We start from the raw sequence: 16,620 nt of genomic DNA on the forward strand, positions 1-16,620 counted from the left end.
GGCTTTACGAGAGGTTGGTCTCGCAATTGGTGAGCCGCCAGCTACACGCGGTTATACACCTTCTGTATTTGCGGCACTGCCTAAACTGCTTGAACGAGCAGGAACCGGACCAACGGGTTCGATTACTGCTTTTTACACCGTCCTAGTTGATGGTGACGATATGAATGAGCCAATAGCGGACGCTGTCCGCGGTATTCTGGACGGTCATATTGTATTGAGTAGACAATTAGCACATAAGGGACATTTTCCGGCTATCGATGTTTTAGCTTCCGTAAGCAGGGTTATGAAAGAAATTGTAACGGAAGAACAACAGGATGCGGCGAATGAACTGAAAAAACTACTGTCTATTTATAAAGATTCGGAAGACCTCATCAATATTGGGGCGTACCAACGAGGATCTAATGCAGAAATTGATTTGGCGCTTGAACACATTGACTCTATTCAAACCTATACGAAACAAAAAACGACTGAAAAGGTTAGCTTAGAGGAAGCGCAGGATCGATTAATTACTGATTTCTACAGGAGCTGATCCATTAAATGGCGTCATTTCGTTATACCTTTCAAAAGGTCGTTGATTTAAAAGGAAGTGAAAAGACCCAAGCTGAATGGATTCTGTCTTCCGCTATTGGAGCACTTACTGCAGAACAACAGTCTTTAAAGCAACTAGAAGCAACTCGTCACGACTGGGAGCAAAAGCTGCTGGACGCATCTCAAACTACTATAGCGCTGTCAGAGCTTAAGGTCATCCAACAATATTTGGATTATTTATTAGCATGTATTACAAATAAATTGACTGATGTGAAGCATGCACAAAAGGCGGTTGAGCAAAGCAGATTAAAGCTTTCTGACAAGATGAAAGACGAGAAGGTATGGCTTAAATCAAAAGACCATGCACTCGAACGGTTCCGGTACGCTTTGCAAATCAAAGAGCAAAATGATCTAGATGAGATGGCTACCGTCCGTTTCATGATACCAACCCCATAAAGTGATGTGTGACGCCGGCTAGAGGGAGTGAATGAAATTGGCGGGTCCTGAAATGGAAAAGCAAAGTTACAGCATGTTGGAGAGAATTATGTTTTTGATGACACCTATTTTATTTACGATCGTGTTGTTGGGTGTGCTTTTTACCTTGTTCAATGTCGATTTTCGTAACAAGGTATTTGAAGCAGGAAACTCGGTCCCTTTTCTTAAAGACGTTCTTCCTGAGCCAAAGGTTGCAAACAATCCGAATGATGATGACAAACTGAAAAATGAAAACTTGTCAGCGAAAATTGCTGATCTTCAAACAAAGTTAACAGCAGTGGAAAACGAATTGGCTCAAGCAACGCAAACAAAGGCTTCACTAGAACAATCCTTTAAAGATTTGGAAAGTGATAATGCACAGTTAAAAAGAGTCAATGATGAGCAGTTACTCGAAGATGAGCAATATGAAGTTAAAATTCAAGAGCTGGCTAGTATGTTTTCAAAAATAACGCCAAGTAAGGCAGCACCTATATTACAGAGTATGACGCTTGAAGAAATGGTGCTTGTGTTCTCATCGATGCGAGCAGATGATAGGGTTCGGATTATGGAAAAGATGAATCCACAAACGGCAGCTGACGCAGCAATGATGCTCAAGGATAGTGTGAAGTCCAAAGATTTACAAATATCTGCTTTGCAATCGAGACTGGACAGTCAGAAGACGAAAGATACAAAACCGGCATCCTCCCTTCTAGATCAAGAGCAATTAAGCGGGACGTTTACAGCGATGGACGCAAAAAGTGCTGCTGAGCTTTTAATCAAAATGGTTGATGTCAGTCCAAGTAAGGTGCTTCGCATTTTGAATGCCGTAGACAACAATGCTCGCTCAGCGATTATTGCTCAAATGTCTGCTCTTAATGAAGCGACAACAGCTCAGCTTGTATCTAAGTTAATGCCCGGCAACTAGCTATATATTTAATCCTTCTAAATCGAAGATTTGAAAGGAGGTGAAAAAAATGGAAATGATGATTCCGCAAATAGCATCCGGACATGCTCAAGCTCAGTCAACTGGGAGCAATCAACAAAGCAAAAGTGCTGGCGGTGTGGTATTTCAAAATGCACTGGTTCAACAAATTAGCAACGAGACTGCCCTAAATACAGAATCAGCTCAAACTGGAACGTTGGTAATGAATATTACACAGCCAGAAACAACTGCAATTGAAGGGACAATAGTTACATCAACGCTTTCTGAACTAATGTCTATCATTGACGGTTTAATAGAGCAATTACATACTCCACCGATAGAAGATGAGAAACTGAAAGCTGATGATGAACTGAAAATTGTTGAGTTAGAAGCAGCTCTCGACCAGATGTTAGCCTTACTATCGCTTATGGGTGTTCCAGTGACTGCTGTTCAACAACCCAACAAGGTTGTCGTTGGCGAAGAAGGAAGCTTTGCTATTGAGAAGGATGTATCTGCAGCAAGTATTAAGAGCAGCTTGCAAGACACACTTCTTCATCTTCAAGCATTGCTTCAGCAAGGAACAGTGAAGCATGTTCAGCAAAAGGAGCCCACTGCACTTATCGGGCAACAACTGCAAGCTTTAACAGCTCTGTTGGAAGGTGAATCAGTCGTTGCTCCTAAGTCTGATGTGAAGTCAACACCAGTCACACAGCAAATGTTAGTAGCACAAGCTGTGCCGCAGGCAGAAGTGAGCTCGATGCTGCAGAGGCTATCGCAACAAGTTGTACATCCATCTTACCTGACTGCTGCTGTAGCAACAGGTGAGTTAGCTGCTGAAACTGATTCACAGCTTATGTTGCCTGATGATTTATCGCTAGTACAATTGACGGCTAATTCTTCAGATCCTTCACGTGGACTCGCAGCTTTAGCATCAAAGGCAGCGACTTCCTATGTTTTTGCAGATGAGTTTGCTAACTCGATGACAGGAATGATTGTTCAAAAGTTTGATCTGACTACTTTAAACGGAGTCTCCGAGGCAAAAATCATGTTGTTCCCTGAGCATTTAGGTCAGGTTGACGTACGTATTACGATGCAAAATGGTTTATTAACAGCTATTTTCCAAACGGATACAGCTATGGCCAAGGACATGCTCGACAACCAGATGTCTCAGCTAAGAGCTGCTTTGCAAGCTCAAGGCTTGATGGTTGATAAGCTGGAAGTATCGCAAGGCCAACTAGCCGCAGGTCTTTCACAGCAGCACCCAGGTCAAGGAAACGGAAAACAGCAATTTACTAATCAGCAATCGTCTTCGGGTAATGAAGGAGCGAATGAATCGGCATTCGAAACGGAATTAGTAGAGCAAGCTGTAGGTCGAGGCCTTGGATATGGCAGAGCCATTAATGTGAAGGCATAATTTATCATCCATTTAACTTGTAAGAATGGAGGTGAACAGAAATGACAAATGTAGTATGGCCAAACTATAACGTAGCCAATGTTCAAGCTGCTGCTGCTAAAAAGAAAGATACACTAGGGAAAGATCAATTTCTTAGTATTCTTGTCACACAGCTTCGCAATCAGGATCCAATGCAGCCACTACAGGACAAAGATTTCATCGCCCAGATGGCTCAGTTTACTTCCGTTGAGCAGTTGATGAATATGTCGACAGAGCTTCAACTAATGCGTCAGAATATAGGTTCAGCTTCTAGTTTGATCGGGAAAACGATTGAATGGAATGAGTATAACGAGGCTGGAGAAGTGATTACAGAAAAAGGTGTAGTTGATTCTATCCTTTCAAAAGAAGGCGTGTTATATGCTTCGGTAGGAGCAGTAGATATAGCGCTTGATTATGTGACCTCTATATCAGAAACGAAGGCTGGGTCTGGTGAGGGAGATGGATCATCGACAGATGAAAATGAAGGTGAAACCGATTCGGATTCTTCAAATTCACCTGGTGGTGAGGAAGGGGCTGAGACACCGTGAGTGACAGAATGAAAATTGGTCATTTATTTCCGGTAAAGTCTACACCGCTTCATTCAGCTAAAACAACTGCAAGCACTGCAACGCAATCGAATGAATTCAAAAGTATGCTGGATGCTAAAGTGCTTAAGTTCAGTCATCATGCTGAAGTACGGATGCAACAACGAGGAATAAAGCTGCAGCCTGAATCGCTGACGAAAATAATGGACGCGGTTGAAGACGCAGCATCAAAAGGCGCACAGGATTCGTTAATCGTATTTCGAGATATTGCAATGATAGTAAACGTTCCTAGCCGCACGGTTGTTACCGCTATGGATGGCAAACAAATGCAAAGTAATTTATTTACACAAATCGATAGTGCAATTATTCTTTCGTAAGGCTGGACCTAATTGGAGGCCTTAAGCTGCGGACCGACTGAAGCAGCTCTTATCTCAGTAGCTAAGCTTACGAAGTAAGTTTTGCTGCACAAAACTAAGCATTTGCTTACGAAGTAAGTTTTGCTCCACAAAACTTTTCAAGGAGGAACAAGATCAATGCTAAGATCGATGTATTCTGGCGTTTCAGGTATGCGTGGTTTTCAGACGAAACTTGATGTTATAGGTAACAATATCGCTAACGTAAACACAGTAGGCTTTAAAGCAGGCCGCGTCATGTTTAAAGATATTCTTAGTCAGACAGTTGCCGGTGTAACTGCTCCTGCAGAGGGTGAACGCGGAGGCGTTAACGCAAAGCAGATCGGATTGGGTGTTTCAATTGGTTCTATTGATACCGTTCATACGGCAGGTAGCGCGATGACGACCAACAATCCAACAGATTTACGGATAGATGGTGATGGTTTCTTCGCTGTAAGAGCGACTGAAGATTCTGAAACTCTTATTACTCGCGCAGGTAACTTCATGTTAGATGCTAATAGACAGCTAGTGACGGGTGATGGGTATTTTGTTCTATCAAGTGAAGGTGAAAATATAGTTTTGGAACCAGAAATTACTGCCTTTTCGATAGGTCAAGACGGAACCATTATGGGTGTAACAGCTGACGAAACTATTGCGGTCGCACAATTAGGTGTTGTGAAAGTAATAAACCCTAGTGGTTTGGAGAAGCTCGGAGGTAATATGTACCGCATTACTGCGAATGCAAATCCAGATGCTGCTATCGAAGAATTTTTGACTTTCGCTGGTGATCCTGAGCTTGGTACTGGTGCAATCATTTCTGGTCAGCTTGAAATGTCGAACGTTGATTTGACGGCAGAATTCACGGAAATGATCGTAGCACAACGTGGTTTTCAAGCGAATTCACGTATCATAACGACATCTGATGAAATTTTACAAGAGGTTGTTAACTTAAAACGATAGATAAGTCTTAACCAGTGGGAGGCTTACAAGCCTCCCCAAGGTGTGAGGGGGTAACTAATGATAACGGTAACGCGTTTAAACGGAACGAAAGTAACAATTAATGCCCTTTTAATTGAAGTGATTGAGGAGGCAGCAGATACTGTTATAACGCTAACGACAGGGAAGAAGCTGGTTGTTAAAGAAAAAACAGCTGAACTGTTGTTGCTTAATGAGCAGTTTCTTCGTACGATTGGCCTCATTGCGGCGGCCCAGATGACTGAACAAACGGAGGGTCCATCGAGATGAAGAAAATGATGCCATGGTTAATAACCATCTTATTGGCGATTACGTTAATTGCAATTGTTTCCATTATTTTATTCAAATCGATCTTAAATGAAGAGACAGGTGAAAAAACAGCTGATAGCAAACCTGTTGAAGTAAAGGTGCTTTCTGCAGATGATCGTCTGAAAGTAACTTCGGAGTTAAAGGAATTCAAAAGAAATTTGAAAGACACTGAGTTTCTTGTCGTACTCAGCTTCGCGTTCCAATTAGACAATAAGAAAACAAAAGAAGATTTCGACAAGCTGATTGATATCGAGGTAAAGCCGATTATTAACCGCACAATAGCAGATATGACGGCAGAAGAGCTTCATGGATCTGTAGGCGAAGATGCACTTGAATCTAAGCTATTGAACTTGATTAACCCGATCATGCCAAAAGGAAAGCTGGTAAAAGTTGAAATTACCGAAATTATTATTACTGAACTATAACTTTGAATGCCAACATTCCTCGAAGGAGGTGAGATAATTGGTTGATGTTTTATCGCAAAACGAAATTGATGCTATACTCGCTGCGTTAGATTCAGGTGAGATGAATGCAGATGATCTAAAGAAAGAAGAAACCACACGTAAGGTTAGTGTTTATAATTTTAAACGCGCCGTTCGTTTTTCGAAGGATCATATTCGCAGCTTAACTCGAATCCATGAAAACTTCGCGCGATATTTAACTACTTATTTCTCAGCGCAACTTCGCACATTTGTTCAAATTAATGTAGTACAGGTAGAGCAATTACCGTACGATGAATTTATTCGATCCATTCCGAAGATGACGATTTTGAATGTTTTTGAAGCGGAGCCATTGGAAGGTCGAATGGTACTAGAGGTTCATCCCAATGTGGCATATGCCATGCTGGATAGAATGCTAGGCGGTCAAGGTGTTGCGCCCTCAAAAATAAACAACTTAACTGAAATTGAAACGATTATTATGGAAAAGATTTTTAGCCGGACATTTGAAAGTCTGCAAGAAGCATGGAAAAGCGTAATCGATATTTCACCAAGACTTGAAGCGTTAGAAACGAATCCGCAGTTCATGCAAATTGTGTCACCGAACGAAACGATTGTTCTTATTTCTTTTAGCACCAAAATTGGTGAAACAACCGGTATGATTAATCTATGCATTCCGCATGTTGTTATTGAACCCTTAATGCCAAAGCTGTCTGTACATCACTGGTTTGTCTCGCAGAAGAAAGCTCGTGCGCCTGAAGAGGTTGAAATATTAGAACAACGAGTCAATAAAGCAAAGCTGCCTATTGTTGCTGAGCTAGGTGAGTCGTCTCTGACCATAAAAGAGTTTCTTGGTCTAAATGTGGGAGATGTCATTTCATTAAAAAAATCAGTCAATGATGGTCTGAAAGTTAAAGTTGGAGAAAAACTTAAATTCATAGGCAGTCCTGGTTCGATTAAAGATCGAATCGCAATACAGGTGGATGAAATTGTGAGCGAAGGAGCGGAAGAAGACTATGACGAGTAAGGACTATTTGTCACAAGAGGAAATTGATGCATTGCTTCGTCAATCATCCAATGACTCGGACGCGGAGCAATCGTCAGGGACTATAAAACAGTTATCTGACGTCTTATCCGAAATGGAAGAATCTGCATTAGGTGAGATTGGGAATATTACATTTGGAAGCGCGGCAACAGCACTTTCAACGTTGCTAGGTAAAAAGGTTGATATTACTACTCCACAGGTTACTCTTGTACGTAAAGATGAACTTGCAGATATTTTTCCCAAGCCTCATGTTGCTGTCAGTGTGCAATATGTAGATGGATTTCAAGGTATAAATTCTCTAGTCATTAAGACGAAGGATGCTCAAGTCATTGCAGATCTTATGCTTGGCGGGGAAGGAGACGTTGTTGTAGAAGAATTAAATGAGATTCATATTAGTGCAGTACAGGAAGCAATGAACCAAATGATGGGTTCTTCTGCGACATCTATGTCTACGATTTTTAATCGTTTCGTAAACATTTCTCCGCCAGGAATTGATATTTTAGACGTAAACACCGGCGATGGAATGGGGCATTTACCTTCTGCAGATTTATTCATCAAAATTTCTTTCCGTTTGACGATTGGTGATCTTATCGATTCAACCATTATGCAATTACTTCCGATAGATTTTGCGAAGCAGATGGTTGATATCTTAATGGGTAATGTGGAAGAAGAGGTCATCGCGCCTGTTCAACCGTCGATTCCAGCACCAGCTGTTGCTCAAGTAGAGTCAGCTATGCAGCAGACTGCTGCTGCTAGTCAGATTTATGCTGCTCCAGTGCAGCAAGCACCTTCTATTCCGTATCAAACACAAGCAGCTGGATTTGATATTCCGATGCAGCCGCCTGGTCCGCATACATATGGTCAAGCAGCAAATCGAAACGTTAATGTACAACCTGTTCAGTTTGCTAATTTCAACGCTTCACCGTTTGTACAGCAAGAAGAAACGAATCTTAATTTACTGCTCGACATTCCACTTAAGGTCACAGTAGAATTAGGAAGGACCCAAAAGCAAATTAAGGATATTTTAGAATTATCGCAAGGCTCAATTATTGAGCTGGACAAGCTGGCCGGCGAGCCAGTTGATATTTTGGTGAACAATAAGCTAATTGCAAAAGGTGAAGTTGTTGTCATCGATGAAAACTTTGGTGTTCGCGTAACCGATATCGTAAGTCAATGGGACCGTATTCAAAAATTACAATAACTTCCTAGGAGGAACAAAAAAGATGGCAAACCGCATTCTTATTGTAGACGACGCAGCTTTCATGCGCATGATGATCAGAGACATTTTATCCAAGAACGGCTACGAAGTTGTAGGTGAAGCACAGGATGGCGCACAAGCAGTTGAGAAGTATAAGGAACTAAGACCTGATCTGACTACTATGGATATTACAATGCCAGAAATGGACGGCATCTCCGCTTTGAAAGAAATTAAGAAAATTGATGGCAATGCAAAAGTAATCATGTGTTCTGCAATGGGACAACAAGCAATGGTAATCGATGCCATCCAAGCAGGCGCGAAAGACTTTATTGTTAAGCCTTTTCAAGCTGACCGTGTAATTGAAGCAATCAAGAAAACACTCGGATAAGGTAAACTATTATGTTTAACTTACATTCTCGAATTTCATTCGTATCTGCTTTTGGTATCATGCTCTGGCCTGGATTTGCGATTGCAGCAGCGAATGAAAGCAGCGCAAATACAGAAGAGCAGATGGTCTTCTCTGGTACAGATAATTTAGCAGGCAGTTTAGTATGGGTAATTGTTGCGCTTGCCATTGTTATTGTCTTAATTATATTGGTTATAAAGTGGTTGGCCCAGCGCAATCAATCGTGGGGAGCGAATCGTTCGCTTCGTTCCCTCGGCGGGATCGCACTTGGCCAAAACAACTCGCTTCAGGTAATCGAAATTGCAGGACGCATATATATCGTTGGTGTAGGCGAGAACATTACGCTACTTGATAAGATTGATGATCCGGAGCAAATACGTTCGGTTATGGATGCGCTTGAGCGTCAACCGAATAATGCTTGGTCACAGAATGCCATATCACAGTTGCTCAACAAATTACGCAACCGTGAAGAACAGTCTGTATCTGAACCATCAAACGAGCAATGGACTTCGTCTTCCTCCTTTGAAAATATGCTGCAAAGCAAGCTCTCTAAACAAGCCGATCGGAAGCAACAGATGGAAGCATTGCTTCATGACCCTAAAACAAATGAACGGTTGATGGATGATGAAAAATAAGTGGTGGATAGCAATTGTTGCCGTGCAGCTGCTCGCATTTCTTTCCAATAATCAAGCATTTGCTGAGCCTCTACCCGACATTTCCGTCAACATTGGCAACGGGGGCGGAGGGGGCGGAGAAAAGCCTGATACAAGCGCTTTATCCATTTTATTATTAATAACGGTATTGAGTGTAGCTCCTGCCATCATGGTATTGATGACTAGCTTTACACGAATTGTAATCGTTTTGGGTTTTGTAAGGACATCGCTGGGTACGCAGCAAATGCCGCCTAACCAAGTGTTAATCGGTCTTGCGATGTTTTTAACCTTCTTTATTATGGCTCCAACCTTCTCTCAAGTGAATGATGTGGCATTGCAGCCATATCTGAAAGGTGAGATAACGCAAACAGCCGCGTTTGAGAAAGCTGCTGTACCCATGAAGAAGTTTATGTTCTCTCACACGAGGGAAAAAGACTTGATGCTATTCATGAACTATACAAAAACTGAAAAGCCTAAAACTTTTGAAGATATTCCAATTACAGTATTGGTACCAGCTTATGCGATCAGTGAGCTGAAAACAGCCTTTCAAATGGGTTTTATGATTTTCATTCCTTTTTTGGTTATTGATATGATTGTAGCAAGTACGCTGATGGCAATGGGGATGATGATGTTACCCCCAATAATGATTTCATTGCCTTTCAAATTACTGCTATTCGTATTAGTCGATGGATGGTACTTAATTGTCAAATCATTATTGCTCAGTTTCAGCACGTGACAAAAGCAAGGAGGAACATTTAATGAGTACTGATTTCATTATCGGATTGGCTGGCGAGGCCGTCTTTGTGGTTTTGAAAGCCAGTGCGCCGATGCTCGTTCTTGCTCTGGTAGTTGGTTTACTTGTTAGTATATTTCAAGCGACAACTCAGATTCAGGAGCAGACATTGGCTTTCGTCCCTAAAATAGTAGCCGTTTTTTTGTCGATAATCGTCTTTGGTCCTTGGATTCTAAATACGATCGTCGACTTCACTTACAATCTGCTGAATAATCTTCATAAATACATCGGATAGGTTGTGGGTGAATGAATGCGGTTATACAAGGTTTCCCTATTTTTTTGCTTATATTTTGTCGAATAACTGCGTTTTTCGTCGTAGCTCCAGTTTTTTCGTCACGTGGTGTACCTAATACATTTAAAATCGGTTTGGGCTTTTTCATCTCATTTATCGTTTTTTTAACCTATGGAATGAAACAGTCTATTGTTCCGGACGCTGAATATTTGCTTATTGTTATACGAGAAATATTAATAGGCATCATGCTAGGATACATTGTCTATTTGTTTTTCTCGGTAGTACAAACCGCAGGTGCGTTCATGGACTTACAGATCGGGTTTGCAATGGCCAATGTCATAGATCCACATACAGGAACATCTGCACCACTGTTAGGTAATTTTAAATATATGCTGATGATGGTCATTTTTCTTATGATGAACGGTCACCACTACTTACTTACTGGTTTAATGGATAGTTACCAGTGGATGCCGTTATCCAATGAGATGTTTAGTAAACTTATGAGCGGGAGCATAACGGATTACTTAACTCGTTTGGTTGGCAATACGTTTCTTCTAGCCATTCAAGTATCGGCACCTTTGGTAGTGGCTATGTTTTTAACGGATGTTGGTCTTGGTTTCCTGGCTAAGACAGCGCCTCAATTTAACGTCTTTGTAATAGGTATTCCTTTGAAGCTTATTATTGGGCTGTTCTTGCTTATCTTGTTAATGCCTGGTCTTGCAGCAATATTCGAGCGACTATTTTCCATCATGTTTGAATCTATGGAACAGTTCTTCGGTATTGTGCAAGGGCCGCCTGGAAGGCAATAGGAGGCCAAACTGTGCGGATTTACCGTCTTAAGCTTAATTTGCAATTATTCAGTGGAGAGAAGACTGAAGAAGCAACACCAAAGAAGAAAGATGAAGCAAGGAAGAAAGGRCAAATTGCCAAGTCTCCAGATTTGCCAGGATCCTTAATTTTATTATTTTCGTTTCTTAGTTTTATCATGCTAGGCTCCTATTACAAACAGCATATAATGAGTCTGTTTGGCAATCTTTTTGAGGATTGGCTAGTAATGGAGCTAACGGCTGGTAACGTCATGTCCCTTTTTACTGATGTGGCGATAGAGCTACTGCTCATATTAGCTCCTATTTTTGTCATCGTTATTATTACTGGAATACTCGGAAATATTGTACAGTTTGGCTTCCTATTAACAGGCGATCCAATAAAGATGAAACTAAGCAAGTTAAACCCTATTAATGGATTTAAACAAATTTTCTCTATGAAAAGTGTTGTAGAATTTTTAAAGAGTATTTTAAAGATACTGATTATCGGTATATTCGTGTTTACTACCATTTGGGGACAATGGGATCGTATCCTATTGCTATCAAGTCTACCCATTCAACAAATCTTTAGCTTTGCGGCAGGACTTACTTTGAATTTAGGAGTTAAAATCGGTGCGGTTCTCATCGTACTAGCCTTAGCTGACTATTTCTATCAACGCTTCGAGCATAATAAAAGTTTGAAAATGTCAAAGCAAGATATCAAGGACGAATATAAAAAATCGGAAGGGGACCCGATGATAAAAGGACGCATTCGTGAGCGTCAACGCAAAATGGCGATGCAGCGTATGATGCAAGACGTTCCCAAAGCTGATGTCATTATTACTAACCCTACTCACTTTGCAATTGCTCTAAAATATGATGCTACTAAAATGGAAGCCCCAACGATTATTGCTAAAGGGATGGATCATGTGGCACTACGTATTAGAGAAATAGCGAAAGAAAATGGTGTCGTAACGATGGAAAATAAGCCGCTTGCCAGAGCGCTTTACGAACGGGCTGAAATCGGAGATGTTATTCCAGCTGACTTGTTCCAGGCTGTGGCCGAAGTGTTGGCATATGTATATAAAATGAAAGGCCGAGTGAAATCATAATTATTCATTGGGAGGAGGCAGAGTCATGAAGTTGAAGGATATTGTCATATTGTTCGGAATGATCGGCATTGTACTTATGATGATTATCCCGATCCCAGTGTTACTACTAGACGTACTACTTATTTTAAATATTTCAGTGGCGCTAATGATTTTACTGATTGCCATGAATACGAAGGAAGCGCTCGATTTCTCTATCTTCCCGGCTATTCTATTGATAACGACATTATTTCGTCTTGCACTGAACGTGTCTACAACACGTAATATACTGCAGCATGCTGAAGCCGGAGAAGTAGTGGCTACGTTCGGCAGTTGGGTAGGCGGCGGTCAAATTGCGATTGGATTTATCGTTTTCCTAATCCTCGTGGTCGTACAGTTTATCGTCATTACAAAAGGTTCTGAACGGGTAGCAGAGGTTGCCGCTAGGTTCACACTCGATGCGATGCCAGGTAAACAAATGAGTATAGACGCGGACTTGAATGCTGGACTCATAAATGAGGTGCAGGCACGGGAACGTCGTTCTAAAATTGAACGTGAAGCAGATTTTTATGGCTCAATGGATGGTGCAAGTAAATTTGTAAAGGGCGATGCTATCGCATCGATTATCATTCTAATCATTAACTTAGTTGGCGGCTTTATTATTGGAATGGTCGTACATAAATTTAGTTTTGGCGAATCACTTGAAACCTATTCTATTCTAACTATCGGTGACGGTCTAGTAAGTCAAATCCCTGCACTGCTTATTTCTACAGCCGCAGGCTTAATTGTAACTAGAGCGGCTTCTGATGGAAGTCTAGCTGAGGATGTTACAGCGCAGCTGTTCAAATATCCTAAGCTTTTATATGTAGCAGCAGCTACTATTACACTTTTGGGCTTCACGCCGATTGGTCTTTTAAGGACTCTCCCATTCGGATTGCTATTAGCATTCGGTGGCTGGAAAATGCAAAAAACGCTTACGAAACAGCATGAGCAAGAAGAGATGCTTGTTGAGGAGCAACAGATTGAAGAAGTACGCAGCCCAGAGAGTGTGATCAGTCTACTGCAAATTGATCCGATTGAATTTGAATTTGGTTATGGTCTTATCCCATTAGCGGATACCCAGCAAGGCGGCGATTTGCTTGATCGAATCATTATGATTCGCAGACAATGCGCGCTAGAGCTTGGACTTGTCGTTCCCGTTATAAGAATAAGAGATAACATACAATTAAAACCGAATGAATACGTCATCAAAATAAAAGGCAATACAGTTGCTCGTGGTGACTTGTTGCTCAATCATTATTTAGCAATGAGCCCAGGCTTTGATGACGATTCTGTCATTGGAATAGAGACAACAGAACCAGCCTTTGGTCTTCCAGCTATATGGATCGATGAGCAGATGAAGGAACGCGCGGAGCTTTCTGGGTATACCGTTGTTGACCCACCATCTGTTGTAGCAACTCATTTGACTGAGATTATTAAACGTCATGCGCATGAGCTTATTGGTCGTCAAGAAGCGAAAATGCTCGTGGAAAATGTCAAAGATTCATATCCTGCACTTATTGATGAGCTTATTCCATCGATTCTTACTATAGGTGATGTGCAAAAGGTGCTTGCAAAGCTGCTGCGTGAGAAGGTATCCATACGTGATCTCGTTACGATATTCGAATCTCTAGCCGATCACGGGAATTATACGAAAGATCCAGATGTATTAACAGAGTATGTTCGTCAAGCATTATCTAGACAAATTACTCAGCAATTCTCACCAACAGGCGATACGCTTCGTGTCATTACCGTTGGACCTCAGCTTGAGAAGAAAATTGCGGAATCGGTTCAACAATCCGATCAAGGAAGTTATATCGCATTAGATCCGGTTTCTACGCAGCAAATTTATCAAAAGCTGAATGAACATGTGAATCGTCAAATTCAGTCCGGGCAGCAGCCCATTATACTGGCTTCACCGACGATTCGAATGTATTTACGACAAATTGTTGAGAGAACGATGCAGGATGTGCCCGTGCTTTCTTACAGTGAGCTCGAGCCGAATGTTGAGGTTCAAAGTGTTGGGGTGGTGAACTTATGAGAGTGAAGCGATACGTAGTTAATGCATTGCCGGAAGCTGTTTCCATGATCCGCAGCGAGCTAGGAAAAGACGCTGTTATTTTAAACACGAAGGAAATTAAGGTAGGCGGATTCATGGGGATGTTTCGCAAAAAGAAGATGGAAGTCATTGCAGCAATAGAAACCAATCCATCAAATGCACCGGAGCAACCGAAGCGTAAAGATTCTCCTCAATTAAGTGCTGCCGTAGAACAAATTATACAAAGTGCGCAGCGTAACTCTACCGCAGTACTTGAACCATCAGCTACTGCGGAGAAGTCAAATGGAAAAGATGATCGTGAACAATTCATAATCGATGAAATTCGTGATCTCAAACAGTACATGGTAAAGCTGTCGAAACAGCAAACAGATCGAGCTGTTTTACCTGAGTTTATGTTTGAGCTCCAACAGCGATTATTAGAACAAGAGATGGATGCCTTATGGATAGAGCGTTTACTTGAAACGATAGCTGAAAAGCAGAATGAAGCTTCAGTCGAGTTCAGTAAGGAGCAAGTATGGGAGCTTGCTACTGAACAGCTTGAGGAATGGATCAATCCATTTAGTAGGACAGCAGGGATTAGCAGCGAAGCACGAGTTATTCATTTTGTTGGTCCTACAGGTGTAGGAAAGACGACAACAATTGCGAAGCTTGCAGCAGAGCAGACGATTAAGTTTGGTCGTACGGTTGGCTTTATCACCTCCGATACATATCGAATAGCTGCTGTTGATCAGCTTAGGACTTATGCCAACATACTGAATGTACCGATTGAAGTTGTGTTCTCGCCAATGGACTTGCCAAAGGCTTATAAGCAGCTTGAAAGTCGTGAGCTGATTTATATGGATACGGCAGGTCGTAACTTCCGCAGTGAGCTGCATGTATCTGAGGTAAATAGTCTGCTGCAATCAAATGAGCCTAACGAAACGATCCTTGTACTTAGCTTGACAGGAAAGTCCAAAGATATGTCTGCTGTGGCTGAACAATTTAGCAAATATGGTGTTCGTAAAGTGTTATTTACGAAGCTCGATGAAACTTCAGTATATGGCGCAGTATTTAATCTTATAATGACTTATGAATTATTTCCGACGTATATGGCGAGTGGTCAAACTGTACCAGATGATATTGAAAGGTTTCAATCGACCTCCTATATCAAGAAATTGTTAGGAGAAATCGCCCATGATTGATCAAGCTGAAGCATTACGTAACTTGATTAAACAACAGGAGCTTCAGGAAGAAGGTCAAACATCGCGAGTTGTCACCGTTACAAGTGGCAAAGGCGGTGTGGGGAAATCCAATTTCAGCTTGAACTTTGCTTTATCACTCAGTCGGTTAGGTAAAAAGGTACTCATATTCGATGCAGATATTGGAATGGCTAATATAGACGTGCTTATGGGAATATCATCTACGTATAATTTGTACCATTTACTTAAGCAAGAGAAGACGATTTGGGAAATTGTACAGGAAGGGCCTGAGGGCGTTCATTTTATTGCTGGGGGATCAGGCTTTAGAGATTTAATGGAATTGACTTCCGAGCAACTAAATCGGTTTGCAGAAGAAATTCAAAAGCTCCATGGTGTATACGACATTATTTTGTTCGATACGGGTGCTGGACTGTCCAAAGAAACGGTAAAGTTTATAACAGCTGCTCAGGAAACGATCGTAGTTACAACCCCAGAGCCTACATCTATAACGGATGCTTACGCCTTAATTAAGATGGTCAAAGGAATGGATGTTGATGTCCAGTTCAAATTGATCGTTAATCGAGCATCCGATATGAGAGAAGGAAAGCAAACGGCAGATAAGATAGCGTTAGTTGCCAAACAGTTTCTACATTTTGAATTGCCATCGCTTGGTATCGTACCAGATGATCCCAATGTATCGAAATCGGTTAAGCGACAAGTTCCCTTTACATTAGCATTTCCAGGGACTGATGCTAGTCTGGCAATTGACCGTATTGCTAAGCATTTTCTGGAGATACCTCAAAGTAATACTGTGAATAGCGGTGTCAAAGGATTTTTGCATAAAATGTTCAGACTCTCAAGATAATCCTTTGAATTTAAGGAGGGAATAAAATGGCTCCCTATCGCGTGCTTGTTGTTGATGATTCTGCATTTATGCGTAAAATTATTAGCGATCTCATTATGCAAGATCCACAATTCACAATCGCAGCAACTGCCAGTAACGGTCAAGAAGCAATTGATGCCATTAAAGAATGGAAGCCAGATGTTGTCACAATAGATTTGGAAATGCCTGTGATGAACGGATTAGAAGCACTTAAGCTCATTATGCAGAG

Annotated in this window: 20 protein-coding genes and 1 pseudogene; all 21 read left to right on the top strand. The window is 41.4% G+C overall.

What is annotated here, in order from left to right; translation table 11 throughout:
• A pseudogene (fliI, locus tag AC1DWN_RS14350) lies at nt 1–529 on the top strand (flagellum-specific ATP synthase FliI); the annotation flags it as partial.
• A gap of 8 nt (nt 530–537) precedes the next feature.
• Entirely contained in the window at nt 538–984 is a 447-nt protein-coding gene (fliJ, locus tag AC1DWN_RS14355; RefSeq protein WP_477559586.1) for a flagellar export protein FliJ, read from the top strand.
• A gap of 52 nt (nt 985–1,036) precedes the next feature.
• Nucleotides 1,037–1,927 carry a MotE family protein gene (locus AC1DWN_RS14360; RefSeq protein ID WP_477559587.1) on the top strand — a complete coding sequence of 297 codons (891 nt, stop codon included), beginning with the start codon at nt 1,037–1,039 and terminating at the stop codon, nt 1,925–1,927.
• Nucleotides 1,928–1,976: 49 nt separating this feature from the next.
• Nucleotides 1,977–3,338, top strand: coding sequence for a flagellar hook-length control protein FliK (locus AC1DWN_RS14365; RefSeq protein WP_477559588.1), 1,362 nt, complete (start codon nt 1,977–1,979; stop codon nt 3,336–3,338).
• 41 nt (nt 3,339–3,379) lie between these two features.
• Entirely contained in the window at nt 3,380–3,904 is a 525-nt protein-coding gene (locus tag AC1DWN_RS14370; protein ID WP_477559589.1) for a flagellar hook capping FlgD N-terminal domain-containing protein, read from the top strand.
• Complete coding sequence (locus AC1DWN_RS14375; RefSeq protein ID WP_477559590.1) at nt 3,901–4,278, top strand: TIGR02530 family flagellar biosynthesis protein; 378 nt, start codon at nt 3,901–3,903, stop codon at nt 4,276–4,278. Before AC1DWN_RS14370 ends, AC1DWN_RS14375 begins: the two co-directional genes overlap by 4 nt.
• 156 nt (nt 4,279–4,434) lie before the next feature.
• Entirely contained in the window at nt 4,435–5,253 is an 819-nt protein-coding gene (gene flgG, locus AC1DWN_RS14380) for a flagellar basal body rod protein FlgG (RefSeq protein ID WP_477559591.1), read from the top strand.
• A 57-nt stretch (nt 5,254–5,310) separates the two neighbouring features.
• The gene (locus tag AC1DWN_RS14385) at nt 5,311–5,538 is read left to right on the top strand and encodes a flagellar FlbD family protein (protein WP_477559592.1); all 228 of its coding nucleotides are present in this window, start codon (nt 5,311–5,313) and stop codon (nt 5,536–5,538) included.
• Nucleotides 5,535–6,002 (top strand): flagellar basal body-associated FliL family protein, encoded by a 468-nt coding sequence (locus AC1DWN_RS14390; protein ID WP_477559593.1) that lies wholly within the window; start codon nt 5,535–5,537, stop codon nt 6,000–6,002. Before AC1DWN_RS14385 ends, AC1DWN_RS14390 begins: the two co-directional genes overlap by 4 nt.
• 37 nt (nt 6,003–6,039) lie before the next feature.
• Nucleotides 6,040–7,041, top strand: a complete 1,002-nt coding sequence (gene fliM, locus AC1DWN_RS14395; RefSeq protein ID WP_477559594.1) for a flagellar motor switch protein FliM — start codon at nt 6,040–6,042, stop codon at nt 7,039–7,041.
• Nucleotides 7,031–8,260, top strand: coding sequence for a flagellar motor switch phosphatase FliY (gene fliY, locus AC1DWN_RS14400; RefSeq protein WP_477559595.1), 1,230 nt, complete (start codon nt 7,031–7,033; stop codon nt 8,258–8,260). Before fliM ends, fliY begins: the two co-directional genes overlap by 11 nt.
• 22 nt (nt 8,261–8,282) lie before the next feature.
• The gene (locus AC1DWN_RS14405; protein WP_477559596.1) at nt 8,283–8,645 is read left to right on the top strand and encodes a response regulator; all 363 of its coding nucleotides are present in this window, start codon (nt 8,283–8,285) and stop codon (nt 8,643–8,645) included.
• Between the two features lie 11 nt (nt 8,646–8,656).
• Nucleotides 8,657–9,298, top strand: coding sequence for a flagellar biosynthetic protein FliO (locus AC1DWN_RS14410; protein WP_477559597.1), 642 nt, complete (start codon nt 8,657–8,659; stop codon nt 9,296–9,298).
• A complete protein-coding gene (fliP, locus tag AC1DWN_RS14415) occupies nt 9,288–10,052 on the top strand; it encodes a flagellar type III secretion system pore protein FliP (protein WP_477559605.1) in 765 nt (254 codons plus the stop codon). The genes AC1DWN_RS14410 and fliP overlap by 11 nt, the downstream gene beginning before the upstream one ends.
• A 22-nt stretch (nt 10,053–10,074) precedes the next feature.
• Entirely contained in the window at nt 10,075–10,344 is a 270-nt protein-coding gene (fliQ, locus tag AC1DWN_RS14420; protein WP_477559598.1) for a flagellar biosynthesis protein FliQ, read from the top strand.
• Between the two features lie 11 nt (nt 10,345–10,355).
• A complete protein-coding gene (gene fliR, locus AC1DWN_RS14425; protein ID WP_477559599.1) occupies nt 10,356–11,150 on the top strand; it encodes a flagellar biosynthetic protein FliR in 795 nt (264 codons plus the stop codon).
• 11 nt (nt 11,151–11,161) lie between these two features.
• Nucleotides 11,162–12,256, top strand: a complete 1,095-nt coding sequence (gene flhB, locus AC1DWN_RS14430) for a flagellar biosynthesis protein FlhB (protein WP_477559600.1) — start codon at nt 11,162–11,164, stop codon at nt 12,254–12,256.
• Between the two features lie 25 nt (nt 12,257–12,281).
• A complete protein-coding gene (flhA, locus tag AC1DWN_RS14435) occupies nt 12,282–14,312 on the top strand; it encodes a flagellar biosynthesis protein FlhA (protein WP_477559601.1) in 2,031 nt (676 codons plus the stop codon).
• Nucleotides 14,309–15,511 (top strand): flagellar biosynthesis protein FlhF, encoded by a 1,203-nt coding sequence (flhF, locus tag AC1DWN_RS14440; RefSeq protein WP_477559602.1) that lies wholly within the window; start codon nt 14,309–14,311, stop codon nt 15,509–15,511. The genes flhA and flhF overlap by 4 nt, the downstream gene beginning before the upstream one ends.
• Nucleotides 15,504–16,373, top strand: a complete 870-nt coding sequence (locus AC1DWN_RS14445; RefSeq protein WP_477559603.1) for a MinD/ParA family protein — start codon at nt 15,504–15,506, stop codon at nt 16,371–16,373. Before flhF ends, AC1DWN_RS14445 begins: the two co-directional genes overlap by 8 nt.
• Nucleotides 16,374–16,399: 26 nt before the next feature.
• Nucleotides 16,400–16,620, top strand: a 221-nt coding sequence (locus tag AC1DWN_RS14450) for a response regulator (protein ID WP_477559604.1), incomplete at its 3' end; no start/stop codon positions are given.

This window comes from Paenibacillus sp. P4_A7 (assembly GCF_056402455.1).